The following is a 21,714-nucleotide window of genomic DNA, read 5'->3' on the forward strand; positions in this document are numbered from 1 at the left end:
ATCGGCACCTAAGTGTTTGATTACATTAAGAAACATTTATCCGCCTCTATTTTAGGCAGATGGAATAATTCACTTCCTCACAATTTCTGTGGATAAGATTGTGGCCAACTGATCCGCGCTGGAGGGAAGTGTTTGATACATAAAGGAATTTTGTTTCTGCATCGAAATCAAGCAGGATGATTTATCCATATAAATCAATAGCTTAGGATAAGTCTAGAAACAAGCTAAAAAATGATGAATCTTGCATCACCCATGATCTTTTTTGTGGACAGTTTTCATTAGCATATTGATATGTTCAGCATCGACCAAACCGATCCGGCCTATACCGCGCCCCCTGTCCTGACCGTCACCTCGCTCAATCAACAGGTGGCGCGCCTGCTCGAACGTTCGTTTCCCCTGGTCTGGATCGGCGGCGAAATCTCGAACTTCAAGCGCGCCGCCTCCGGCCACTGGTACTTCACGCTGAAGGACGATGCCGCCCAGGTGCGCGCCGTGATGTTCCGCGGCCGCGCCCAGTTCGCCGGCTTCGTGCCGCGCGAAGGCGACAAGGTCGAAGTGCGCGCGCTGGTTACGCTGTACGGCGCACGTGGGGACTACCAGATCAACGTCGAGGCGATCCGCCGCGCCGGGGTCGGCGCGCTATACGAAGCCTTTTTGCGCCTGAAGGAAAAACTGGCGGCGCAGGGCCTGTTCGACGAAGGGAAGAAGCGTCCCCTGCCCCTGTTTACCCGCAGCATCGGCATCGTCACCAGCCCGCAGGCGGCGGCCCTGCGCGACGTGCTCACGGCCTTGCGGCGGCGCGCCCCGCACGTGCGCGTGGTGCTGTATCCGGCGCCGGTGCAGGGCCAGCTGGCGGCGGAAAAGATCGCCGGCGCGATCGCCACCGCCTCGCGCCGCGCCGAGGTCGACGTGCTGATCGTGTGCCGCGGCGGCGGTTCGATCGAAGACTTGTGGAGCTTCAACGAGGAAGCGGTGGCGCGCGCCATCGCCGCCTGCGCCATGCCGGTGATTTCCGGCGTCGGCCACGAGACCGACTTCACCATCGCCGACTTCGCCGCCGACCTGCGCGCCGCCACCCCGACCGCCGCCGCCGAGCTGGCCTCCACCGCACGCGCCGACTGGCTGGCCTCGCTCGAAGCCGATGCCGGCGACCTGCGGCGCGCCATGGAACGCATCCTCGGCAATGCCGGCCAGGCTCTCGACAGTCTCAGCCGCCGCCTGCTGAGCCCGGCGGCCCAGATCGCCCACCAGCGCCTGAAACTGCTGGGCATGGCTAGCAGCCTGACCCACGCGGTGCGCGCGCCGCTGAACCGCCACGGCGTGCTGCTGGCGCAACTGCAGCAGCGCTGGGCGCGCCACCGCCCCGATTCGCGCGCCATGCGCACCCAGCTGGCATCCGAGCGACGCCATCTGGTGGCCGGCATGGGGGGCCAGTTGCGCCAGCGGCGCGAGGCGCTGGCGGCCCTGTCCGCCCAGCTCGAACTGCTGAATCCGCAGCGCACGCTGGAGCGCGGCTATGCCATCGTCAGCGACGCCAAGGGCAAGGTACTGCGCTCGCCGTCCAGGATCAGGCCGCGCGACGTGCTGACGGTGCGCCTGGCCGACGGCAGCGCCGCGGTCGGCGTCGCCAGCGTGCAGGACGTGCTCGAATAAAACCAGGCAGCGCACGCCAGGGCGCGCCCGGCGCGGCCGGCGCCGGTATTGCAGGCAGCCTGCGCGCCGCGCGTCGCGTCATGCCGACAAAATCGTTTGCCGGCGGCGCGCGCCAATGCGGCGCATGTTTGAAATGAAAGCCAAACATGCAACGCGCGCGCATCCGGTTTAGAATAAGCCCCCGTTTCGGATGAATCACCAACCCTATCAAGGACAAGACATGGAACATACTCTGCCCCCGCTGCCGTATGCCAAGGACGCTCTGCAACCGCACATTTCCGCCGAGACCCTGGAATACCACTACGGTAAACACCACCAGGCTTACGTCACCAACCTGAACAACCTGATCAAGGGCACCGAATACGAAGACATGCCCCTGGAAGAGATCATCAAGAAGTCCCAGGGCGGCGTGTTCAACAATTCGGCCCAGGTGTGGAACCACACCTTCTTCTGGAACTGCATGACCCCGAACGGCGGCGGCAACCCGACCGGCCCGGTGGCCGATGCGATCAACGCCAAATGGGGTTCGTTCGACAAGTTCAAGGAAGAATTCCAGAAGTCGGCCGTCGGCAACTTCGGTTCCGGCTGGACCTGGCTGGTGAAAAAGGCCGACGGCACCGTCGACATCGCCAACACCTCGAACGCCGGCACCCCGCTGACCACCGAGAACAAGGCCCTGCTGACCTGCGACGTCTGGGAACACGCCTACTACATCGACTACCGCAATGCCCGCCCGAAGTTCGTCGAGGCATGGTGGAACACCGTCAACTGGGATTTCGTGAACCAGAACTTCGCGTAATCTGCCTCCGTATGCCGTAACTCCGCGAAGGCGCTGCGGCCGGTCGATACCGCAAAAAAATCCGCTTCGGCGGATTTTTTGTTGCCTTTTTACCCGATCCCGAACGGCTTGTGGTCGACGCTATCCGGCGCCATCCCGGCCAGCGGTAACTACGACTATCTGCAAAGCGCCAACGGCGGCTACATCGGCCAGGGGCGCACTTATGCGCACACGACTGCGGACAGCATCCTGGCGGCCAAGGGCGTGGGCCTGTCGGTGGATGTAAAGGGCAACCAGAAATGGAGCGGCGGTTTCCTGTTGCCGAGCGCGGCAGGTAAATGACAAGCCGGCTATTTCAGCAAGGTGACGCGTACGCCGTTCACCGGCGGCTGGACCGGCGATTTCGTCGGCATGCGTTCGCTGTCTCAATTGCAGCCGGGTTACTACGGCGATCTGCAGCGCTATCCATTCAATAACGCGGTGAAGGGCGGCCTCGACTGGTCCGGCAACGGCCGCGGCTGCAATATCCTGAACGGCTGGTTCGTGGTGGACAAGGTCAGCTATGCGCTGGGCCAGTTGAACGCGATCGACCTGCGTTTCGAGCAGCACTGCGAAGGCATGGCGGCCGCCCAGCACGGTGCGATCCACTGGCAGAAATGAGGGTAATGTCGCCTCGACGCCATTTGTCATGAAACTGTATCGGTTTGTCGGCATGCGCCGGCAAACCGGCCGTTCCGATACTTGCTCTTATACAATGACAGGTGGGGGGGGACACATCATGTATCGCGTACTGTTGGTGGAAGACGATCCGCGCCTGGCGGAACTGGTCACGGAATACCTGTCCGGCTATGAGTTCGCGGTCGACCTGGTGACCCGCGGCGACCTCGCGCTGGCGCAGTTCAAGGCGGCGCCGCCCGATATCGTGGTGCTCGACCTGATGCTGCCCGGCCTGGACGGCATGGTGGTGTGCCGCCAGATCCGTGAGGTGTCGCCGGTACCGATCTTGATCCTCACCGCGCGCGAGGATACCTACGACGAAGTCTCGGGCCTGGAACAAGGCGCGGACGACTTCGTCAACAAGCCGGTGCAGCCGCGCGTGCTGCTGGCGCGCCTGCGCGCCCTGCTGCGCCGCACCCAGTCGAATGCCGCCGAGCTGCGCTCGCTCGAGTTCGGCGCGCTGCGCATCATGCTGGACGACCGCAGCGTCACCTGGCGCGGCCAGCAATGCGTGCTCAGCAATACCGAATACAAGCTGCTGCTGGTGCTGGCCGAGGCGGCCGGCCGGGTGCTGTCGCGCGACGAGCTGTTGAAGAAGATGCGCGGCATCGAGTTCGACGGGCTCGACCGCAGCATCGACAACAGCATCTCCAAGCTGCGCCGCAAGTTCGACGACACGCTGTCGGAAAAGATCAAGACGGTGTGGGGCGAAGGCTACCTGTTCTCGCCGTCGGCCTGGAACTGACCTTCGTTCGCATCGCCCCCGGCCGGCGTCCGCGCCGCGCCCGCCATTCCCTGTTCCCTAATCGAACACCGGCACGATCGCCAGCGGCGCCGTGGTGGTGACCAGCTGCGCGCGTTCGGCAACGGCGCCGAAGCGCCAGGTCACGGTGGGAAAACCGGCGTCAGGCTCGCCCGCGAAGGCGGCGCCCGGCAGCGCCGGCAGGGCTTGCTCGGCCGCGCCCTCGCGGCGCAGGCGCACGCCGCCGCTGCCATTCCTGGCGAACACGAAGCGCACCGCGCCGCACTGGCGGCCGCGCTGCGAGGCGTCGACGTAGCGTGCGAAATCCAGCGCCTGGGCGCAGGCGCTGCGCAGGTCGGCGCTGTCGTAGATGCCGTCGGCCCGCAATGCGATCGTCACGCGCGGACGCAGCGTGAACGCGCCGTTGCGGTTCAATGCCAGTGCCGCGTTTTCGTCGTAGGCCGCCTTTTGCAACGGGAACACGGTGCGGCCCAGCGGATCGAGCGGCAGGTGCAGGCGCGTGGTCTTGCCGGCCAGCGTCAGTTGCAGCCCTTCGCCCGCATTGCCGGGCGCGCCGGCCGCGGCGCCCGGCTCCGCCGGCAGCACCTGCAACTGCTGTTGCAGCAGGTGCTTGGGGCCGCCGTATTTGTCGAACACCACCATGGCGCGATAGGCATCCCGGTAGCTCAGCGCGCTGCCCTCGCCCGCCGCCGCATCCGGGATGCCCGCCGCCACACCCGCCGGCGCACCCGCGGGCACGGCCGCGGTCGCGGCGCACGCCGTGCAGGCGGCCAGCAGCGCGGCGAGGGAGGCGGTGATGGTCCGGGCGAGAGGCATCGTCAGAAGCGGTAGGCGATGGCGGTCGAAACCGTCAGGTTGGTGGACCGCTCGGCGAGCGGGCTGCGGTTGGCGCTGCCCAGCAGGCGCTGCACCTGCAGGTTGGACGTCAGCATCCACGAAGGATGCAAGGTCCAGTTCCAGCGCGCGCCCAGGTGCGCGTCGCGCAGGCCGCCGCCGGCGTCGTAGGCGGCGAAGCGGCTGCGCGCGGCTTCTTCGCGCGAGACGCCGAAATAGCTCTGGTTGTCGTGGCGGTTGACCACGGTGATGCCGGCCGCCAGCGACACGCGGTGGCGCTCGCCGAACGGCGCCGCCAGGCGCTGCACGCCCAGTTCCAGGCGCGCGCCGTCGCGCTCGCGCCCGGAGCCGCCCAGCAGGCTGGCGCCCAGGCGCCAGCGCGGCGTCAGGTAGAGGTTGGCGAAGCCGCCGGCCTGCACGCGCAAGCCGATATGGTCGAGCCCATCCAGGCGCGCACGGGAAGCCAGCAGGTTCTTTTCGACCGGCTCCGAGGCCGCGTTGAAGGCCTCGGTGATGCCGACGCCGTCCATGCCGCGTCCGCTGCCGGCTTCGTCGCGGCCGGGCAGCACGGTCAGCAGCGGGCCGAATTCGACGGTCGGCGCGGACGACAGGTGGATGCCGGCGCTCATGCCGGAGACGAACACGCCGTTGCTCCACTCGACCTGCAGCACCGGCAAGGCCGCCAGCCGGCGCCCGCTCGCACCCGCGTAGCGCGGTGCCGATTGCACGCCGAGGCCGGCATACATGTCGCGGCTGCCGTCGGGCATCGGGTTGGCGGCCGGGGTCTGGGCCCAGGCGGCGCCGCAGCCGGCGCTCAGCGCGATCAGGAGGAGCTTCTTCATGTTCGAGGTGGAAGAATTCGGGAAGACAACATTCTACGTGCTTCCACCCTCCTCCCCTAGCCGGCCGCGCGTTACGCAACAGCGGCGTTCGCATAAAAAAAGCCCACCGTCAGTCGCGCTTCAGGTGGGCAAACGGAAACCTGATCGTTCAGCATCGTACCGGGGCCGCGCTCGGGATTCATCCGAGGTCTGTCGGCCAATTGTCGTCAATGTGTAAATGGCGCCGGGCCGCCGTCCGGCGCGGATGCTTGCTCCTATACAATCCGGGAATGCGCACCACGATTTCCCATCCATCGCGCGGCCGGGCGGCAACGTGAACCGCCTGTTCTTCCGCTTTTTCGTGCTGGTGATGCTGTCGATCACGGCGGCGACCTTCGCCATCTACTTCGTGTTCGCGCGCCTGTTCGGCGATCCACTCGACGACATCGCGCGGCGCCAGGCCTCGGCCCAGATCTTCCTGCTGGAACAATACGTCGACCACGCGCCCGCCGACGAGTGGCTGGCGCGCCTGAACAAGGTGCGCGAGGTGTCGGAGGCGCATTTCGACCTGGTGCCGCTGGCGCAGGCGCGCGCCGCCCTGCCGCGCGCGGCGCAGGCGGCGCTGCTGCGCGGCGAGGTGGTGCTGGACCCGGCGCACAAGGCCTTTTTCCGGCGCGTCGACCTGGGCGGCGAGCGCTACGTCGGCAGCGAGGACGATGCCATCCACGCCTGGAACCTGCCGATCGACCTGGGCCGTGCGCTGGCGATGGAAGTGCTGCGCTACGTGATCGTGGCGCTGGCGCTGCTGGTGCCGATCGCGCTGTGGTCGCGCTCGCACTGGCAGGCGCTGCAGTCGCTGTCGCGCGTGGCCGACGAGTTCGGCGCCGGCAAGCTGGCGGCGCGGGCGCGCATGGCGCCGTCGGACGCGGTGTATCCGCTGGCCGAGCGCATGAACGCGATGGCCGGGCGCATCCAGGATTTATTGGATACGCAGCGCAACCTGCTGCATTCGGTGTCGCACGAGTTGCGCACGCCGATCGCGCGCCTGGAATTCGCGCTGGAATTGTTGAGCGAACGCGCCGCCGACCTGGCCCGGGACGCGGCGCCGGCCGGCGATGTTGCAGCCAGCGCCAGGGCCGCGGGCGCGGCGGCGCTGCTGAAACGCGTGGCGGCGATGGAAGGCGACCTGGCCGAACTGAATGCGCTGGTGAATGAATTGCTGTCGATGAGCAAGCTGGACAGCAACGAAGCGCTGCAGCGCGCGCCGTTCGCGCTGGCGCCGCTGCTGCGCGAATGTGCCGACGGCCTGCATCCGCAGCCGGCGCGCCTGCGCTGCGTGCTGGATCCGGCGCTGGACATGGTCGAGGCCGACCGCCGCCTGCTGGCGCGCGCGCTCGGCAACCTGCTGCGCAATGCCCAGAAGTACGCGGCGGGCGAAGTGCTGCTGGCGGCGCGGCGCATTGGTCCCGACATCGAGATCGCGGTCGAGGACGACGGTCCCGGCATCCCGGAGGAAGAACGCGAGCGCGTGTTCGACCCGTTCTACCGCCTGGACCGCAGCCGCGACCGCGCCACCGGCGGCTTCGGCCTGGGCCTGTCGATCGCGCGCAAGGCGGTGGCGCTGCACGGCGGCAGCCTGCGGGTGGAACGCAGCGCGCTGGGCGGGGCGCGTTTCGTGGTCAACCTGCCCGGCCAGGCGGCCTGAAGGCACGGTGGCGCCGTCCGGCGCGCCGGCCCGTGCGGCGCATCATTTCGGCGGCTCGGGCGACTGCGGGAAATGCGGGATCGCCTGGTCGAGGCACACCCATTGCTGTGCGCTGGCGGCGTAGATGTCGAGCATCGGCTTGAATGCCGACGTGTCGTCCAGCGAAGGAAAGCGGATCGAGGTGATGTCCGGATGCGCCTCGCTGCTGGTGAACAGGGGCGTGCCGCATTCGGCGCAAAAACTGCGGGTGGCGAGGCCGCCGCTGCTGGCGCGCACGGCATAGGCCTTGGGCGTGCCGCTGACCCGGAGGTCCTCGGTCTTGGCGACGATGCCCGATGCGAACGGTGCGCCGCTCGAGCGCTGGCAATCGATGCAATGGCAGTTGAGCATGGCGATCGGCTCGCGTTCGCCCGTGTAGCGGATCGCGCCGCATGCGCATCCGCCCGAATAAGGCAGCTTCATCTTTCGTTCTCCGGTGTCGTGTCGGCTGCCGACAGCTTATTTCGCCTGGGCGACCTTGGCAACCAGCCCATCCGCCACTTGCAGCGTCGCCCTGAACAGCTCGTCGCGATTGTTGGTTTTCAGCCCCACATTGACCGTCGAGGGCGAGGTCAGGTAGCGGCCGTCCACCACCAGCGCCGGCGCGCTGTCGACGCCGTAGCTGGCGGTCACCTTGCCCAGCTGGCGCAGGCGCGTGGTCACGCCGAAGGAGTTCCAGGCGTTCACGAAGGTGGCGCGGTCGATGCCGTTCTTCGCCACCCAGTCGATGATGGCGTCGTCCTTGTTGAGACGGATGCGCTCGACGTGCACCGCCTTGAACACCTTGGCGTGCATCTCGTCGACCTTGCCCAGCGCTTCCAGCGTCAGGTACAGGTGCGCTTCCGGATCGGCCGGGCCGGTGGAGGGAAAGTGCACGCGCCGCACGGCGATGCGGTCGCCCTGCTTGCGGATCCAGTCTTCCAGCATCGGCTCGATGGCATTGCACACCGGGCAGTGGTACATGAAGAATTCGATGACTTCGACTTTCTTGCCCGTCGTTTGCACCGGTTGCGCTTGCGACAGGGTGACGTAGTCGACGCCGTTCTGCGGGTTGGCGGGCGATGCGAAGGCGGTGGATGCCAGCAGGAACATGCCGGCGGCGGCGAGATCGAAGAAACGCATGGACCATCCTTGGGTTCGAGAAAGAACCCAAAGATTAGCATTGCCAAAAAGAATATTGGTGTTGAATAAACTTAAGGAAAACTTAAGATGGCTTGCGCGCGTAGCGGCTCTTGTGGTTCGGGTCTTCCGGCTGCACGTGGGTGATGCCGTACCACAGGTTTTCCCACCAGTGGTCGCGCGAGTGCACGGTGAGCAGGCACTGGCGGTCGACGCCGGTCTTGAAGACCACGTCGGCGCACTTGTTGCTGATCAGGGCATAGCGCTGGTTTTCGGCGTTCACCAGCGCGATGCAGAGCCAGACGACAAGACCCGCCAGCAAGGCCACCAGGCTCCAGGCCAGGTGGTTGACGTTGCTGGTATCGTACAAGTCCTCGTCTTCCGGCTTGGACTTGTCGTAGATTCTCAGGATCTTGCCTTCGGCGTCGCTCATCCAATGCTCACTTGATTCGGCTCATTTCACTACGGCTCACGTCGACTTATTTCGACTGCGCCGCCTTGGCGACCAGCGCGTCCATCACCTGCAGGGTGGCCTGGAACAGCTGGCCTTCATCCTGGGTCTTGACCGAATTGTAGACGATCGCCGGCGAGGTCTGGTACTTGCCGTCGACGACCACGGTCGGCACGCCATCGACCTTGTAGTCGTTGACGATCTGCGGCAGGCGGCGCAGCTTGGTCATCACGCCGAAGGAGTTCCAGGTTTCCAGGAACTTGGCGCGGTCGACGCCGTTCTTCGACACCCAGTCGATGATCGCCTGGTCCTGGTTCAGGCGCACGCGGTCGACGTGCACGGCCTTGAACACCTTGGCATGCATGTCGCCCAGGCGGCCCATCGCTTCCAGCGTCAGGTACAGGTGGGCTTCCGGGTCGCTGGCGCCGGTGAACGGCAGGTGCACGCGGCGCAGGGTGATCTTGTCGCCCTGCTTTTTGACCCACTGCTCGAAGGCCGGTTCCAGCGCGTTGCAGTGCGGGCAGTGATACATGAAGAACTCGACCACCTCGACCTTCTTGCCCACGGTCTGGACCGGCTGCGGCTGGGCGAGCGTCACATATTCGACGCCGCTCTTCGGGTCGGTCGGCGAAGCGAACGCGGTGCTGACGACAAGGCTGGCGGCGAGCAGGGCAAAACGCAGGGAGCGCATAGATATCCTTCCAGGGTTGGTTTAGCGAACGACCGCGAGATTACCACTTTTTGGCGCCCCAGCCTTAGCCCTGGCTTATTTTTTGCATTTGCTTACCGCTCGTAACAAGCTTGCGAAAGCACAAACCGGGGTCAGAGCCCGATTTTGGGCAATTTCCAAAAATCGGGCTCTGACCCCGGTTTAAGACAAGTCAAAAGTCGTAGCGGGCGGAGAGTTTCAGCTGGCGGCCGTCGCTGGGGTAGATGCCGTAGCGGCAGCCGAAGGCGTTGCTGAAATAGCGGCGGTCGGCCAGGTTGAGACCGCTGAGCGCGATTTCCCACGGGCCGGCTTTCACGGCGTAGCGTCCGTCGAAGGTGACGTAGGACGGCATGCGGGCGTCGCAGGTGTTGCTGAAGTCGCTGCCGTAGCGCTGGCGGTCGACCCACTGGGCGCCGACGTCGGCGGACTGGCCGTTGCCAGGCTGCCATGCCAGGCGCGCGGTGACCACGTTCTTCGGCACCAGCACCAGTTCGCGCCCGGCGTCGGGACCGTCGGTGAACGAAGCGTTGACGTGCTGGACGTGGGCGCTGGCGTGCCAGGCACCGGTGACGACGCTGTCGGCGTCGATCTCGACGCCCTGACGCCGGGTCGGGTCGAGGTTGGTGTTGAAGCCGAACGGCGCCAGCGTCGGATCGAAGAAGATCTCGTCGCGCAGCTTGTGGCGGAAAACGCGCGCCGTGACCTTGCGGACGGCGTCGCCGAAGCTGGCGCCCAGTTCCAGGTCGTGCGAGGTCTGCGGCTTGAGGATGTCGGCGCTGGCGCGGTAGCCGTTCTCGTCGACGTTGGCCACGCGGTAGCTCTGCCCCGCCTTGCCGTACACGGTCAGCAGCGGCATGGGCTTGACGCTGAGCTGCGCGTCCCAGGCGTTCTGCGCCTGCGCGCGGCTTTCCGGCAGGCTGCCGGCGAGCGCGTCGCTGGTGTCCTTGTCGAACAGTTCGCGCCGTGCGCCCAGCGCCAGGCGGGCGTCGTGGGCGCTATCGAAGCGCAGTTCGTCGCGCAGGTACAGCGCCTTCGACTTCTGGCGCGCATCGGCGCGCGAATAGTCGGAAGTGGTCTTGCGCACCCAGCGCGTGAGGTCGACGCCGGCCACGGCTTCGTTCAGCATGCCGCCGGCCTCGCCCAGCCAGCGCGCGCGCGGCGAGAATTGGTCCTGGCGGCCGTCGTAGGCGCCGACGGAGGAAAAATCGCCCGACAGGTAATTCGAACGCACGTTGCGCTCGCGGTGCGACAGTTCGGCCGCCAGGTCGACCGCCCCCAGGCGGTACTCGGCGAAGGCGCTGGTGCGCGTGGTGTTGAGCGACCCGAAGTCCTTCTGCGTCAGGCTCTGGCGCGGATTCGCCTCGAACTGTTCCAGGCTCAAGGAACCCGGAAAGCGCGACTGCTGCTGCGCGCTTTCGACGCGGATGCCGGCGCGGCCACCGATGTAGCGCGTCTGCAGCCCGAGGCTGAAGTTGCGCTGGTCGAAGTCGGCATTCTCGCGGTAGTTGTCGCTGCCCTGGCGCGCCACCGCCAGGTCGGCGCTGATGTCGCCGGTCACCTGGCTCAAGGCCACGCGCACGTCGTGCTGGCGGAAGCACCCGGCCTCGGCGAACACCGAGCCGTGCATGCCCTCGTCCCGTGCGCGCCGCGTGAAGACCTGGATCACGCCGCCGGTGGCGCCTTCGCCGTACAGCACACTGCTGCCGCCGCGCGTGATCTCGATGCGCTCGACGGTGTCGATCGGGATGGTCGACAGCACCGAATTGGCCAGCTCGTTCTCGTTCAGGCGCACGCCGTCGACCATGATCACCAGGTTCTGGGCGCTGTTGGTGCCGAAGCCGCGCAGGTCGAGCGCGAAGTCGGGCGAGGAATCCAGGCTCTGGCGGCCGAACACGCCGCCGATCTTGCGGATCGCGCTGTTGACGTCGTTGACGCCGGCGCGGCGGATGTCGTCCTGGCTGATGACGGTGGCGCCGATCGGCTGCAGGCCGTCCGCGCTGGGGAAGCGTGCGCCGGTGACCACGATGGTCGAGGGCGCTTCCTGGGCGGCGGCGGGCGCGCACGCGGCGCTGATCAACGTGGAAACGGCAATGGCGCAGGCCAGCGCGAGCGGCTTGACGGCCGGCGCGCCGCTGTCGAAGACGGCAGGATTCATGGAGATGGTTTTGTTGCGGGGAAAACGCGCATTATAGCTTTGCCAAGCCGGTTTCCCGACAATCCATCCCGCTTTCCCTGCCGTCCATCGCAAAAGCCCCATGCCGGCGTGGCATTCTCGCATATAGTGTGAACACAAAGACAAGCCATCCAACCCTGGGAGCCCTGGCATGCGACTCAGTTCCACCCTAGTGAAAAGCGGCGCGGCGCTCGCCGTGCTGGCAGCGGGGACGGCGGCCGGCGCCGCCCTCCTGGCCCAACCGAAGGGCGCGCCGGTCACGCAGCCGGCGGCGGTACACGCCGACAGTCCCAAGCCGGCCGCGTCGGTGCCCGAGCGCGCCGCGGCCGGGGTCGCATCCGCCCTCCGCGGCGCACCGGCCGGCGCCGCGGCATCCGCGCCGACGCCCGCGTCCACGCCGACGCCGGGCGCCGCCTCCGCCGACGGCATCGCCCTGGCCGGCCCGCACGCCGCCGCGGTGAGCGTGCCGAGCAGTCCGGACGCATGGGGCGGCCCGCGCACCGGCCGCGAAGCCACGCTGTCCGACCGCGTGGTCCACTACGACATCGACGCCACGCTCGACCCGGACAAGCACACGATCGACGGACGCGAACGGCTCACCTGGCGCAACCGCAGCACGGTGCCGGTGAAAAGCGTCTACCTGCACCTGTACATGAACGCCTTCGAGGGCGCGGGCAGCACCTTCTTCACCGAGAAGCGCCAGCGCGACAAGGGTTTCCGCTCCGGCGTCGACATCAAGGAAGGCGAATGGGGCCACATCGCGCTGCGCGGCGTGACCCAGGGCGGCGCCAAAGTGCCCTGGACCTTCGTCCATCCGGACGGCGGCCCGGTCACCGACCACACCGTGGTGCGCTTCGATTTGCCGGCCGCGGTGGCGCCGGGCGCGGCCACCACGGTCGACATCGACTTCCTCGCCAAGCTGCCGCGGGTGATGGCGCGCACCGGCTATTTCGGCACGTTCCACCTGGCCGGACAGTGGTTCCCCAAGATCGGCGTGCTGGAACTGCCGGGCGAGCGCGGGGCCACGGCGCCGCGTTGGAACGCGCACGAGTTCCACCTGGAGTCCGAGTTCTACGCCGACTTCGGCAGCTACGACGTGAAGATTACCGCGCCGAAGGACTACACGGTCGGCGCCACCGGCGAGCGCCAGGGCGCCCCGCTGGCCAAGGGCAAGCTGCTGACGCACCGCTTCGTGCAGGGCGACGTGCACGACTTCGCCTGGACCGCCGACAAGCGCACGGCGAAACCGCTGACCGGCGCCTGGACCGGCCCCGGCAGCCCGCAAGTGACGGTGACCGTGCTGTACCCGCCGGAATACGCGGCCAGCGCGGCGCCGGCGCTGAAGGCGGCCAGGGATGCGCTCACCTATTTCTCGAACACGCTCGGCCCGTACCCGTATAAGACGCTGACGGTGGTGATCCCGCCCCATAACGCCGAAGAAGCCGGCGGCATGGAATACCCGACCTTCTTCACCGCCGAAGGCTATGCCAGGGTCGAACCGGGCACGCTCAACGAGTACCTGCTCGACTTCGTCACCATCCACGAATTCGGCCACGGCTACTTCTATGGCCTGCTGGCCTCGAACGAGTTCGAGGAACCGATGCTGGACGAAGGCTTGAACCAGTACTGGGACGACCGCATGCTGCGCGCGCGCAGCCAGAAGGTCTTCATGGGCACGCCGCTGACGAAACGGCTCGGCTTCGCACCCGGCTTCGATCCCTTCCAGGCCGACCGCATCGCGGCGCCGCGCACCGAGCCGGCCGACGCGCCCGGCCAGAATGCCTGGGACCGGCTGCAGGGCATCGGACCGGTGTACGTGCGCACCAGCACCCTGATGCACGACCTGGAAGCGCACATCGGCAAGGTGGCGCTGGAGCGCGCGTTCAAGGAATACTACCGGCGCTGGCATTTCCGCCACCCGAGCATCGCCGACCTGCGCGAAACGCTGGCCGAGGCCAGCGGCCAGCGCGCCGCCGTGGAAGCGGTGTTCGCGCAGCAGGTCTATGCGGTGGCGCGCGTGGACGACCGCATCGGCTCGTTCACCAGCCGCGAGCAAGTGCCGCAGCCGGGCACGCGCCTGCAGGGCAGTGCCTGGGTCGAGGACAAGCAGGCCGATCTCGACAAGCGCATCGACACCGCGCGCGAACAATGGAAGAAGGCGCATCCGAACGCCAAGCCGGGCCTGGGACCCTACCCGTGGCGCACCGAGGTGACGCTGCGCCGCCAGGGCGCGCCGGTGCCGCAGACCCTGATCGTCAGGTTCGCCGACGGCAGCAGCGACACCGTGCAGTGGGACGGCAACGAACGCTGGCGCACCTTCGGCTGGACCCGGCCGGCCAAGGCGGTGTCGGCCGAACTCGACCCGCAGCAGCGCCATTACCTCGACGTCAGCAAGCTGGACGACAGCCGCACCATCGAACCCGACGGCAGCGCCACGCGCCGCTGGAGCCTGGAATTCGCCGCCGTCGTGCAATACCTGCTGTCCCTGATCGCGAACGTGTGAGCCCATGATGACGACCCCATCGACCCTGGAAACCCCTTCCCTGGCGCCGCAGCACAGCGCCCCGCGCCGTCCTTTCGGCTTCAGGACGGCCCTGCACGCGGCCGGCGGCGCGCTGCAATGGCGCCTGCTGCTGTGGTGGACGCTGTTGCTGCTGCTGCCGGCCGTCGTGGCGACGCTGCCGGTGTGGCAGATCCTGTCGGCCAACCTCGACTACTCGGTGCACGCGGCGCGCCTGGCCGAGCGCCTGGACATGCTCGCCATCGCCGACCTGGCCGGCGTCGCCCGGGAGCGCCAGATCCTCGGTGCCGGCGCCATCGTGGCCCTGGCGCTGACCCTGCTGCTGTCGCCCCTGCTGTCGGGCATGAGCGTGGCCGCCGCGCGCGCGCCGCAGCGCTTGCGCTTCATCCCGCTGCTGGCGGCCGGCGCCGCCGAATACGGACGCATGTTCCGTATGCTGGTGTGGGCGGCGATCCCGCTGGCGCTGGCGGGCGCCGCGTCCGGCGCCGCCTTCGGCCACGCCGCCAAAGTGGCCGGCAACGCGATCCTGGAAACCGACGCGCAGCAGGCGTCGCGCCTGGCGCTGGCGCTGACGGCCCTGCTCCTGGTGCTGGTGCACGCCAGCATCGACGCCGGCCGCGCACTGCTGGGCGCGGAGCCGCGGCGGCGTTCTGCATTCCTGGCATGGTGGGGCGGCGTCAAGCTGCTGGTGCGGCGCCCGCTGGCGGTGCTCGGCTCCTACCTGGTGATCACCGTGGCCGGCCTGGCGCTGGCGGCGCTGGTGGCGCTGTGGCGGATACAAGTGCCGGCGCTGGGCGCGGGTGGCACCGTCGCCGCCTTTTTGCTGGCGCAGCTGGCGGTGCTGGCCCTGGGCTGGATGCGCGGCGCGCGCCTGTTCGCGCTGATGGCGCTGGCGCGCGATCACGCGGGGCGCTGAGACGGCGGCTGGGCGCGCCGGTACCTGCGCCGGCTGGACGCGTGGACGGCAGCGCCGCCGCGGCGATGCAGATCGATGGTATGGCCCCCACCCTACGCACCGGCACGGATCAGCTAATATGACCGCTTGTCCAGCCATCGCAAGGAGCCGCCATGACCGATCGCCTGCCCACCTATTTCGTCTCCCACGGCGGCGGGCCGTGGCCGTGGATGAAGAACCAGTACGGTCCCGCCTACGACCGCCTGGAAGCATCTCTGGTCGACATGCGGCGCCAGGTCGGCGTGCGCCCGCGGGCGGTGCTGGTGGTGAGCAGCCACTGGGAAACCGAGCGCTTCACGCTGTCGTCCGGCGCCGCGCCCGGCATGATCTACGACTACGGCGGCTTTCCGCCGCACACCTACCAGATCCGCTATCCGGCGCCGGGCGCGCCGCAGCTGGCGGCGCGCGTGGCCGGGCTGCTCGAGGCGGCCGGCCATCCGGCCGGACTGGACCCCGAACGCGGCTTCGACCACGGCACCTTTTCGATGCTCGCCCCGGTCTACCCGCAAGCCGACATGCCGGTGGTGCAGCTGTCGATCCGCCACGGCTACGATCCGGCCCTGCACCTGGATGCCGGCCGCGCGCTGGCGCCGCTGCGCGACGAGGGCGTGCTGATCATCGGCAGCGGCCTGTCCTTCCACAACCTGCGCCTGTTCGGCCCTGGCGGCGCGCAAGCCTCGCACGACTTCGACGGCTGGCTGCGCCACACGCTGCTGGCGCTGCCGCCGGACCAGCGCCGCGACGCCATGCTGCACTGGCGCGCGGCGCCGGGTGCGCGCCAGGCGCATCCGCGCGAGGATCACCTGGTGCCGCTGTGGGTGGCATTGGGCGCGGCGGCCGATGAGACCGCTGCCTGCGTGTACCACGAGGAGGAGTTCTTCGGCAGCCTAGCGGTGTCGAGCTTCCGTTTCGGCGCGGCGCCGGGCGAGGCGTAAGGTCGTTTGGATTGCGGCAAGGCGGTTGGATCGTCTGTGCAGACGCTGGCTGGACGCGTGGCATGATATATGGCGCCCGGAGCCGGCGTCGAACCGGCACGCCGCTGCAGACACGGGATTTTACGTCCCGGGTGCCTTGCGTGTATCAGCTCCCGCGCTTGCCGCGCGCCGCCTCTTCCGCCTTCAGTGCCGCCTTTTCGGCCGCGATGCGCGCCTTTTCTTCCATGTCGATGCGGTGCGCTTCCAGCGCCGCGGCGCGGGTCTGCGGCGATTCCAGGCTGATGCGGCCGAGCGCGCCCTGGCGGTAATCCTGCAGCAGCACGTGGGCCGCCTTTTCGTAGTCGAACTCGCCGCCGCGCACGCGGAAACCGCGCCGCGCCGCCACGCCTTCGATCACGCCGACGCCGTCCATGCCTTCGGGTTTGAGGCCATAGCGCGCGGCCAGCAGCTGCGGGTAGCGCTGCAGCAGCAGCGTGCCCAGGTATTCCGCCACTTCTTCCTCGATCACGGCGTTGGTGCCGACCGCGTGGCTGGCGGCCAGCATCAGGCCGTCGCTTTCCATGGCGATCTTCGGCCACAGCATGCCGGGGGTGTCGACCAGCACGGTGAATTTATCGAGGTACAGCTTTTGCTGGGCCTTGGTGACGGCCGGCTCGTCGCCGACCTTGGCCACGCGCTTCTTCAGCAGCGCGTTCATCAAGGTCGACTTGCCGACGTTCGGGATGCCCATGATCATGATGCGCAGCGGCTTGGTCGGCACGCCGCGGTGCGGCGCCAGCTGCTTGCACAGGTCGGGCAGGCGCGCCACGTCGGACGGCTTCTTGGTCGTCATCGGGTAGGCGGTGACGCCGTCCTGGGCGTCGTACCAGGCGGCCCAGGCCGCGGTGACGGCGGGATCGGCCAGGTCGGTCTTGTTCAGCACCTTCAGGCAGGGGCGCTGGCGGAACTTGCGCAGTTCCTCGACCATCGGGTTGCTGCTCGCCTGCGGCAGGCGCGCGTCCAGGACCTCGATCACCACATCGGTGTTTTCCATCTGCTCCGCGGCCTGCTTGCGGGCCGCGGCCATGTGGCCCGGGAACCATTGTATCGACATGCTTTTCTCAAATTTCTGCGTTCAAACCGCTATTTTACGCTGTGCGCTGCCTGCTGACCGTGGCGGCAGGGAAACATCATGAAATCCGGTTCGGCTTGCCATCCGGGCGCAGTGCTGCACCCGGATACGGTCAGTGGCAGAAAAACCTCGTTCCCGCAAAGGCGGGACGACGCTGATTCAAGGCCTGTTCGATCCTCGATGCACCGCCCCGCATTCGCTCGCCGGCAAGGGCTGCAGCGGATCGGCCTCGCGCAGCGCCGCGCCGGCCAGCGCCGCGTCCTTGGCGAACTCGGTCAGATAGCGGGTGCGCTCCTCGCTCTGCCATTCGGCGTCCGAGAAGCCGTCGAGCGCGTAGTCCTTGCTGGTGTGGACCTTGCCTTCCAGGCGCGGCATCAGGACGCGGTCGGGGTCGGTGTTTTCCTTGAGCAGATAGCCGTCGACGTCGCGCAGGGTCAACGGGAGCACAGGGGGTCGATCGGACTGCGCCTGGTCGCGCAGCAGCTTGCCGAACAGGGCCAGCCTGACCTCGGCCGGGCCGGGACCGAGCAGGTCGTTGAAGGTCAGCAGCGCGAACGGGCGCCCGTGGGCGTCGTCGACGCGGCCGCTGACGATGTAGCGGCCCGGCAGACGCACTTCGGTGCGCAGGGTGAAGACCAGCGCGCCGTCCTCGATCGCCTCGCGCACCTGGCCGGTCCAGACCGCCGGCAATTCCGGCGTGTGGATCACGTCGAAGGCGACCACGCCGCTCCTGCCGCCGGCGCTGTAGCGCACCTCGGTGCGGATGGTGCCGTTGAAGCCGGCCAGGCTGCCCTGCGCCGGCGCCAGCACGCCGGTCAAAACGCCGTCCCCCGTGGCCTGGTCGGTACCCAGGCCATCGTCGGCGAACGCCAACGCCACTTGCGGGCCGCTGCGCGCGCCGTCGTAGGTGATGCCCTGCGCCAGCGCGCGCGTCACCACCAGCGGCACGCCGTTGCCCGCGGCGTCGACGGCGCGCAGCGAAAAGTGCACCGCTTCGCCGGCCACCAGGTAGACGCGCGACTGCGAGGTCTGCAATTGCACGCCGGTCTCGACGCCGCCGTCCTGCAGCCGCATCGGGTTGGTGTCGAGGATCGGGGCGTTGGGACGGTTCTGGTCGGCGTTCTCGCTCATCGGGCGCGACCCGGACGGGTACCGGCTGCCGGCACGGTAGCTGCAATAGGTATGGTCGGCCAGCCGGTAGTTGTCGGCCAGTTCGCGGCGCCAGCGCGCGCGCTCGTCCGGCAACGGCAGGCCGGCGCCGTCGATCCTGCCGGCTACGAGGCCGGCTGCGGCGGCAGGCGCCGCAGCAGCGGCCGGCGCGGGCGGCTCGCCGCCGCCGCGCATGCTCCACAACGCCAGGCCGGCCGCCGCCAGCGCCACCGCCAGGGCCGTGCGCCGCAGCCACGGCCGGGGAACGCGGCCCCCGCGCCCGCGCCGGCCCGGCGGCGGCGCCTCAGAGCGCACTGGCCGCCACCGCGGCGCGCATCACCGAGACGATGCCGCCCCAGTTGCCGTTGACGTAATGGTTGTAGTCCTCGCCGTCGTCGCGGAACGCCACCGAGTGGGTGTTCCATTTCGGACGCCCGCCCTGGTTGGCCGCGCTGCCCAGGGTCAGGTCGTTGCAGAACCAGTCGCGCGGGTTGCAGAACGCGGCGCCCGAGCTGCCCGACACGCCGCCGGCGCTGTGGTAGGCCTCGACCTCGTCGTCCTGCCCCGGCAGCAGCGCCGAATACAGCGCGCCCCTGGCGCCGGCGTACATGTAGAACCAGATGCCGCGCGTGGCGTTGTGGTTGTACATGGCGCGCGCGGTGACCGTGCGCAGGTCCTGCACCAGCGGTTCCGAGATCGCCCACGCGCCGGCGTCGGCCAGTTCCGAGCCGCCGCCGGAACCGGCGGCCACGCGCACCCACTTGATGTTCCAGCCGGCTTGCGTGCCTCCCGCGCTCCCGCCGAGGTCGGCGCACACGCCGGCGGCGTTGGCCACCGCGTTCTTTTTCACGCGGGTGGAGCCGCCGTAGTTGGCCAGCGTGTAGCCGATCATCAGGTCGCCGGCACTGTGGGCGGCGATGTAGCACCAGTTGGCGCCGGTGCAGAAGCAGTCGAGCGCGTCGCGCAGGTGGCCGCTCTGCGAGGCGATGCTGCTCCTGCCGTCCCAGTTGGCCGCCTTCTTGTTGATGCCGGCGGGCGTGGAGGCCGGGCCCCAGTAGGCGAAGCTGTCGTAGTCGCCGACGGTGCCGCCGCCGTTGCGGCCGTTGATCCACAGCGTATAGTTGGTGGCCGCGGCCAGGCCGGATGCGGCCAGCAGGCATGGCGCCAGCAAGCATCGCGCCAGCAAGCATTGCGCCAGCCTCGTGCGTATCGGGTTCATCGCTCCTCCGCCATCGTCGCTTGTTCACGTTAGACGACGGCGGAAGGTCATCGGTTCACATACGTGCGCGGACCGCAGGGCGGCTAATCGAGCTCGGCCAGCGCCTTGACGTGCGCCGCCACGCTGCGGCCCAGCGCCGACAGGTTGTAGCCGCCCTCCAGGCAGCTGACGATGCGTCCCTGCGCGTGCTCGCGCGCCACCTCCACCAGCCGGTGCGTCATCCAGGCGTAGTCGGCCTCGACCAGCGCCATCCCGCCCAGGTCGTCCTCGCGGTGGGCGTCGAAGCCGGCCGAGACGAAGACCATCTGCGGGCGGAACGCGTGCAGCGCCGGCAGCCAGTAGTCCTCGACCAGGCGGCGCACGGCGTCGCCGCCCGTGTAGGCCGGCACCGGGATGTTGACGCTGGTGGCGGTGATGGGGCCGGGCTCGGTGTACGGATAGAACGGATGCTGGAAGAAGCTGGCCATCAGCACGCGCGGGTCGTCCCGGAACGAGGCGTCGGTGCCGTTGCCGTGGTGGACGTCGAAGTCGACGATCGCCACCCGCGCCAGGCCGTGCGCCTCGAGCGCGTGGCGCGCCGCGATCGCCACGTTGTTGAACAGGCAGAAGCCCATCGGCGCGTCCGGCAGCGCGTGGTGGCCAGGCGGGCGCACCGCGCAAAAGGCATTGTCGACGCTGCCCCCGATGACCGCGTCGGTGGCGGCCACGGCGGCGCCGGCGGCGCGCAGCGCGGCGCGGTAGCTGTCCCGGCACAGCAGGGTGTCGCCGTCGAGCGGATAGTGCCGGCCGGCGGCCTCCGGCAGGTTGTCGCGCACCAGGTCGAGCGCGGCGCGGCTGTGGTTGCGCAGGATCGCGGCCTCGTCGGCCAGCGGCGCGCTGTGCTGCTCGACCAGGCCGTCCAGGCGCGCCAGGATTAGTTGGTCCTCGATGGCGCGCAGGCGCGCCGGCGACTCGGGGTGCCAGTCGCCCATCTCGTGCAGGAGGCAGTCGGGGTGGCTGTAGATTGCTGTGCTCATGGGTCAAGTGCCGTAGAATCGACGGGATCGCATGCGGCATAGGGAAAGATTGCCAATAACGCTAATCTACCATGCGCACCACGCTTGTGCAGAGCGCCTTTTGGAACCTCACGGGAAGCACCATGTTCGACAAACTACACGCCGCCGCGCGCCAGGTCAGCCAGATCGTGGTCGGCAAGGACCAGCAGGTGCGCCTGGCGCTGACCTGCCTGCTGGCCGGCGGCCACCTCCTGATCGACGACGTGCCGGGCGTCGGCAAGACCACGCTGGCGCACGCACTGGCCTTGACGCTGGGCCTGCAGTTCAACCGCGTGCAGTTCACCAGCGACCTGCTGCCGGCCGACGTGGCGGGCATTTCGGTGTACGAACGCGAAAAGAACGGTTTCGCCTTCCACCCCGGGCCGGTCTTCACCCAGGTGCTGCTGGCCGACGAGATCAACCGCGCCACGCCGAAGACCCAGTCCGGCCTGCTGGAAGCGATGGAAGAGCACCAGGTCACGGCCGACGGCGTCACCCGCGCGCTGCCCGAGCCGTTCTTCGTGATCGCCACCCAGAACCCGGCGCACCAGGTCGGCACCTTCCCGCTGCCCGAATCGCAGCTCGACCGCTTCCTGATGTGCCTCTCGCTCGGCTACCCGGACGCCGCCGCCGAGCGCGCCCTGCTGATGGGGGAAGACCGGCGCGCCATGCTCAAGACCCTGGCGCCGGTGATGCAGCCGGCCGAACTGCTGCAGGCGCGCCAGGCGCTGCGCGCCATCCACGCCTCCGGCGCCCTGGTCGATTACCTGCAGGCGCTGGCCCAGGCCTCGCGCTCGGGCCGGCTGTTCGCGGAAGGCCTGTCGCCGCGCGCTACGCTGGCCCTGCTGCAGGCGGCGCGCGCCTGGGCCGCGCTGGAGGGACGCGACCACGTGATCCCGGAAGACGTGCAGGCGCTGCTGGTGCCGGTATGCGCGCACCGCCTGCGCCCGCTGAAAGCCGCGCACGGCGTAGCCATGGCCAGCCGCGACCTGGTGCTGCAGCTGCAGAAGTCGGTCCCGGTCTGATGG

21 protein-coding genes are annotated in these 21,714 nt (G+C 68.4%); 10 read left to right on the top strand and 11 right to left on the bottom strand.

Annotated elements, in window-relative coordinates; translation table 11 throughout:
- The first annotated feature begins 291 nt into the window (after positions 1 to 291).
- From xseA to HH212_RS01130, 5 genes are all read left to right on the top strand, one after another.
- Positions 292 to 1,653: an exodeoxyribonuclease VII large subunit gene (xseA, locus tag HH212_RS01110; RefSeq protein ID WP_169433704.1), complete on the top strand. Its 1,362-nt coding sequence runs from the start codon at positions 292 to 294 to the stop codon at positions 1,651 to 1,653.
- A gap of 220 nt (positions 1,654 to 1,873) precedes the next feature.
- The gene (locus HH212_RS01115) at positions 1,874 to 2,452 is read left to right on the top strand and encodes a superoxide dismutase (protein WP_169433705.1); all 579 of its coding nucleotides are present in this window, start codon (positions 1,874 to 1,876) and stop codon (positions 2,450 to 2,452) included.
- Positions 2,453 to 2,533: 81 nt separating this feature from the next.
- On the top strand, positions 2,534 to 2,773 hold the full coding sequence (locus tag HH212_RS01120) for a hypothetical protein (protein WP_169433706.1): 240 nt from the start codon (positions 2,534 to 2,536) through the stop codon (positions 2,771 to 2,773).
- Between the two features lie 21 nt (positions 2,774 to 2,794).
- Positions 2,795 to 3,091 (top strand): hypothetical protein, encoded by a 297-nt coding sequence (locus HH212_RS01125; RefSeq protein WP_169433707.1) that lies wholly within the window; start codon positions 2,795 to 2,797, stop codon positions 3,089 to 3,091.
- Positions 3,092 to 3,209: 118 nt separating this feature from the next.
- Entirely contained in the window at positions 3,210 to 3,893 is a 684-nt protein-coding gene (locus HH212_RS01130; RefSeq protein WP_169433708.1) for a response regulator, read from the top strand.
- Between the two features lie 57 nt (positions 3,894 to 3,950).
- On the opposite strand, the gene HH212_RS01135 is transcribed toward HH212_RS01130, so the two are convergent.
- Both HH212_RS01135 and HH212_RS01140 read right to left on the bottom strand, forming a co-directional pair.
- On the bottom strand, positions 3,951 to 4,727 hold the full coding sequence (locus tag HH212_RS01135; protein WP_169433709.1) for a hypothetical protein: 777 nt from the start codon (positions 4,725 to 4,727) through the stop codon (positions 3,951 to 3,953).
- Between the two features lie 2 nt (positions 4,728 to 4,729).
- On the bottom strand, positions 4,730 to 5,587 hold the full coding sequence (locus tag HH212_RS01140) for a MipA/OmpV family protein (protein WP_169433710.1): 858 nt from the start codon (positions 5,585 to 5,587) through the stop codon (positions 4,730 to 4,732).
- 313 nt (positions 5,588 to 5,900) lie between these two features.
- Here HH212_RS01140 and HH212_RS01145 point away from each other — a divergent pair, with 313 nt between their 5' ends.
- A complete protein-coding gene (locus tag HH212_RS01145) occupies positions 5,901 to 7,271 on the top strand; it encodes an ATP-binding protein (RefSeq protein ID WP_169433711.1) in 1,371 nt (456 codons plus the stop codon).
- 42 nt (positions 7,272 to 7,313) lie between these two features.
- Here the strand turns inward: HH212_RS01145 and HH212_RS01150 are convergent, their stop codons facing one another.
- The 5 genes from HH212_RS01150 to HH212_RS01170 form a co-directional block, all read right to left on the bottom strand.
- Positions 7,314 to 7,733 (bottom strand): GFA family protein, encoded by a 420-nt coding sequence (locus HH212_RS01150; RefSeq protein WP_169433712.1) that lies wholly within the window; start codon positions 7,731 to 7,733, stop codon positions 7,314 to 7,316.
- A 36-nt stretch (positions 7,734 to 7,769) separates the two neighbouring features.
- Positions 7,770 to 8,432, bottom strand: a complete 663-nt coding sequence (locus HH212_RS01155; protein WP_169433713.1) for a thiol:disulfide interchange protein DsbA/DsbL — start codon at positions 8,430 to 8,432, stop codon at positions 7,770 to 7,772.
- A gap of 82 nt (positions 8,433 to 8,514) precedes the next feature.
- Positions 8,515 to 8,862, bottom strand: a complete 348-nt coding sequence (locus HH212_RS01160) for a hypothetical protein (protein WP_169433714.1) — start codon at positions 8,860 to 8,862, stop codon at positions 8,515 to 8,517.
- A gap of 46 nt (positions 8,863 to 8,908) precedes the next feature.
- Entirely contained in the window at positions 8,909 to 9,571 is a 663-nt protein-coding gene (locus HH212_RS01165; protein WP_169433715.1) for a thiol:disulfide interchange protein DsbA/DsbL, read from the bottom strand.
- Positions 9,572 to 9,761: 190 nt separating this feature from the next.
- The gene (locus tag HH212_RS01170) at positions 9,762 to 11,744 is read right to left on the bottom strand and encodes a TonB-dependent receptor (protein WP_169433716.1); all 1,983 of its coding nucleotides are present in this window, start codon (positions 11,742 to 11,744) and stop codon (positions 9,762 to 9,764) included.
- A 169-nt stretch (positions 11,745 to 11,913) separates the two neighbouring features.
- Between HH212_RS01170 and HH212_RS01175 the strand changes: the two genes are divergently transcribed.
- The 3 genes from HH212_RS01175 to HH212_RS01185 all read left to right on the top strand — a co-directional run bounded on the left by HH212_RS01175 (position 11,914) and on the right by HH212_RS01185 (position 16,173).
- Positions 11,914 to 14,265 carry a M1 family metallopeptidase gene (locus tag HH212_RS01175; protein ID WP_169433717.1) on the top strand — a complete coding sequence of 784 codons (2,352 nt, stop codon included), beginning with the start codon at positions 11,914 to 11,916 and terminating at the stop codon, positions 14,263 to 14,265.
- A 4-nt stretch (positions 14,266 to 14,269) separates the two neighbouring features.
- Positions 14,270 to 15,199, top strand: a complete 930-nt coding sequence (locus HH212_RS01180) for a hypothetical protein (protein WP_169433718.1) — start codon at positions 14,270 to 14,272, stop codon at positions 15,197 to 15,199.
- A 152-nt stretch (positions 15,200 to 15,351) separates the two neighbouring features.
- Positions 15,352 to 16,173 (top strand): DODA-type extradiol aromatic ring-opening family dioxygenase, encoded by an 822-nt coding sequence (locus HH212_RS01185; RefSeq protein WP_169433719.1) that lies wholly within the window; start codon positions 15,352 to 15,354, stop codon positions 16,171 to 16,173.
- 145 nt (positions 16,174 to 16,318) lie between these two features.
- Here the strand turns inward: HH212_RS01185 and ylqF are convergent, their stop codons facing one another.
- The 4 genes from ylqF to HH212_RS01205 all read right to left on the bottom strand — a co-directional run bounded on the left by ylqF (position 16,319) and on the right by HH212_RS01205 (position 20,668).
- The gene (gene ylqF, locus HH212_RS01190; protein ID WP_169433720.1) at positions 16,319 to 17,266 is read right to left on the bottom strand and encodes a ribosome biogenesis GTPase YlqF; all 948 of its coding nucleotides are present in this window, start codon (positions 17,264 to 17,266) and stop codon (positions 16,319 to 16,321) included.
- 177 nt (positions 17,267 to 17,443) lie between these two features.
- Positions 17,444 to 18,748: a hypothetical protein gene (locus HH212_RS01195; RefSeq protein ID WP_169433721.1), complete on the bottom strand. Its 1,305-nt coding sequence runs from the start codon at positions 18,746 to 18,748 to the stop codon at positions 17,444 to 17,446.
- Positions 18,738 to 19,604 (bottom strand): hypothetical protein, encoded by an 867-nt coding sequence (locus HH212_RS01200; RefSeq protein ID WP_229217507.1) that lies wholly within the window; start codon positions 19,602 to 19,604, stop codon positions 18,738 to 18,740. The genes HH212_RS01195 and HH212_RS01200 overlap by 11 nt, the downstream gene beginning before the upstream one ends.
- Positions 19,605 to 19,735: 131 nt before the next feature.
- Positions 19,736 to 20,668, bottom strand: coding sequence for a histone deacetylase family protein (locus HH212_RS01205; RefSeq protein WP_169433722.1), 933 nt, complete (start codon positions 20,666 to 20,668; stop codon positions 19,736 to 19,738).
- 122 nt (positions 20,669 to 20,790) lie between these two features.
- Here HH212_RS01205 and HH212_RS01210 point away from each other — a divergent pair, with 122 nt between their 5' ends.
- A complete protein-coding gene (locus HH212_RS01210; RefSeq protein ID WP_169433723.1) occupies positions 20,791 to 21,711 on the top strand; it encodes an AAA family ATPase in 921 nt (306 codons plus the stop codon).
- Positions 21,712 to 21,714: the final 3 nt, after the last annotated feature.

This window comes from Massilia forsythiae, assembly GCF_012849555.1.
Lineage (GTDB): Bacteria > Pseudomonadota > Gammaproteobacteria > Burkholderiales > Burkholderiaceae_D > Telluria > Telluria forsythiae.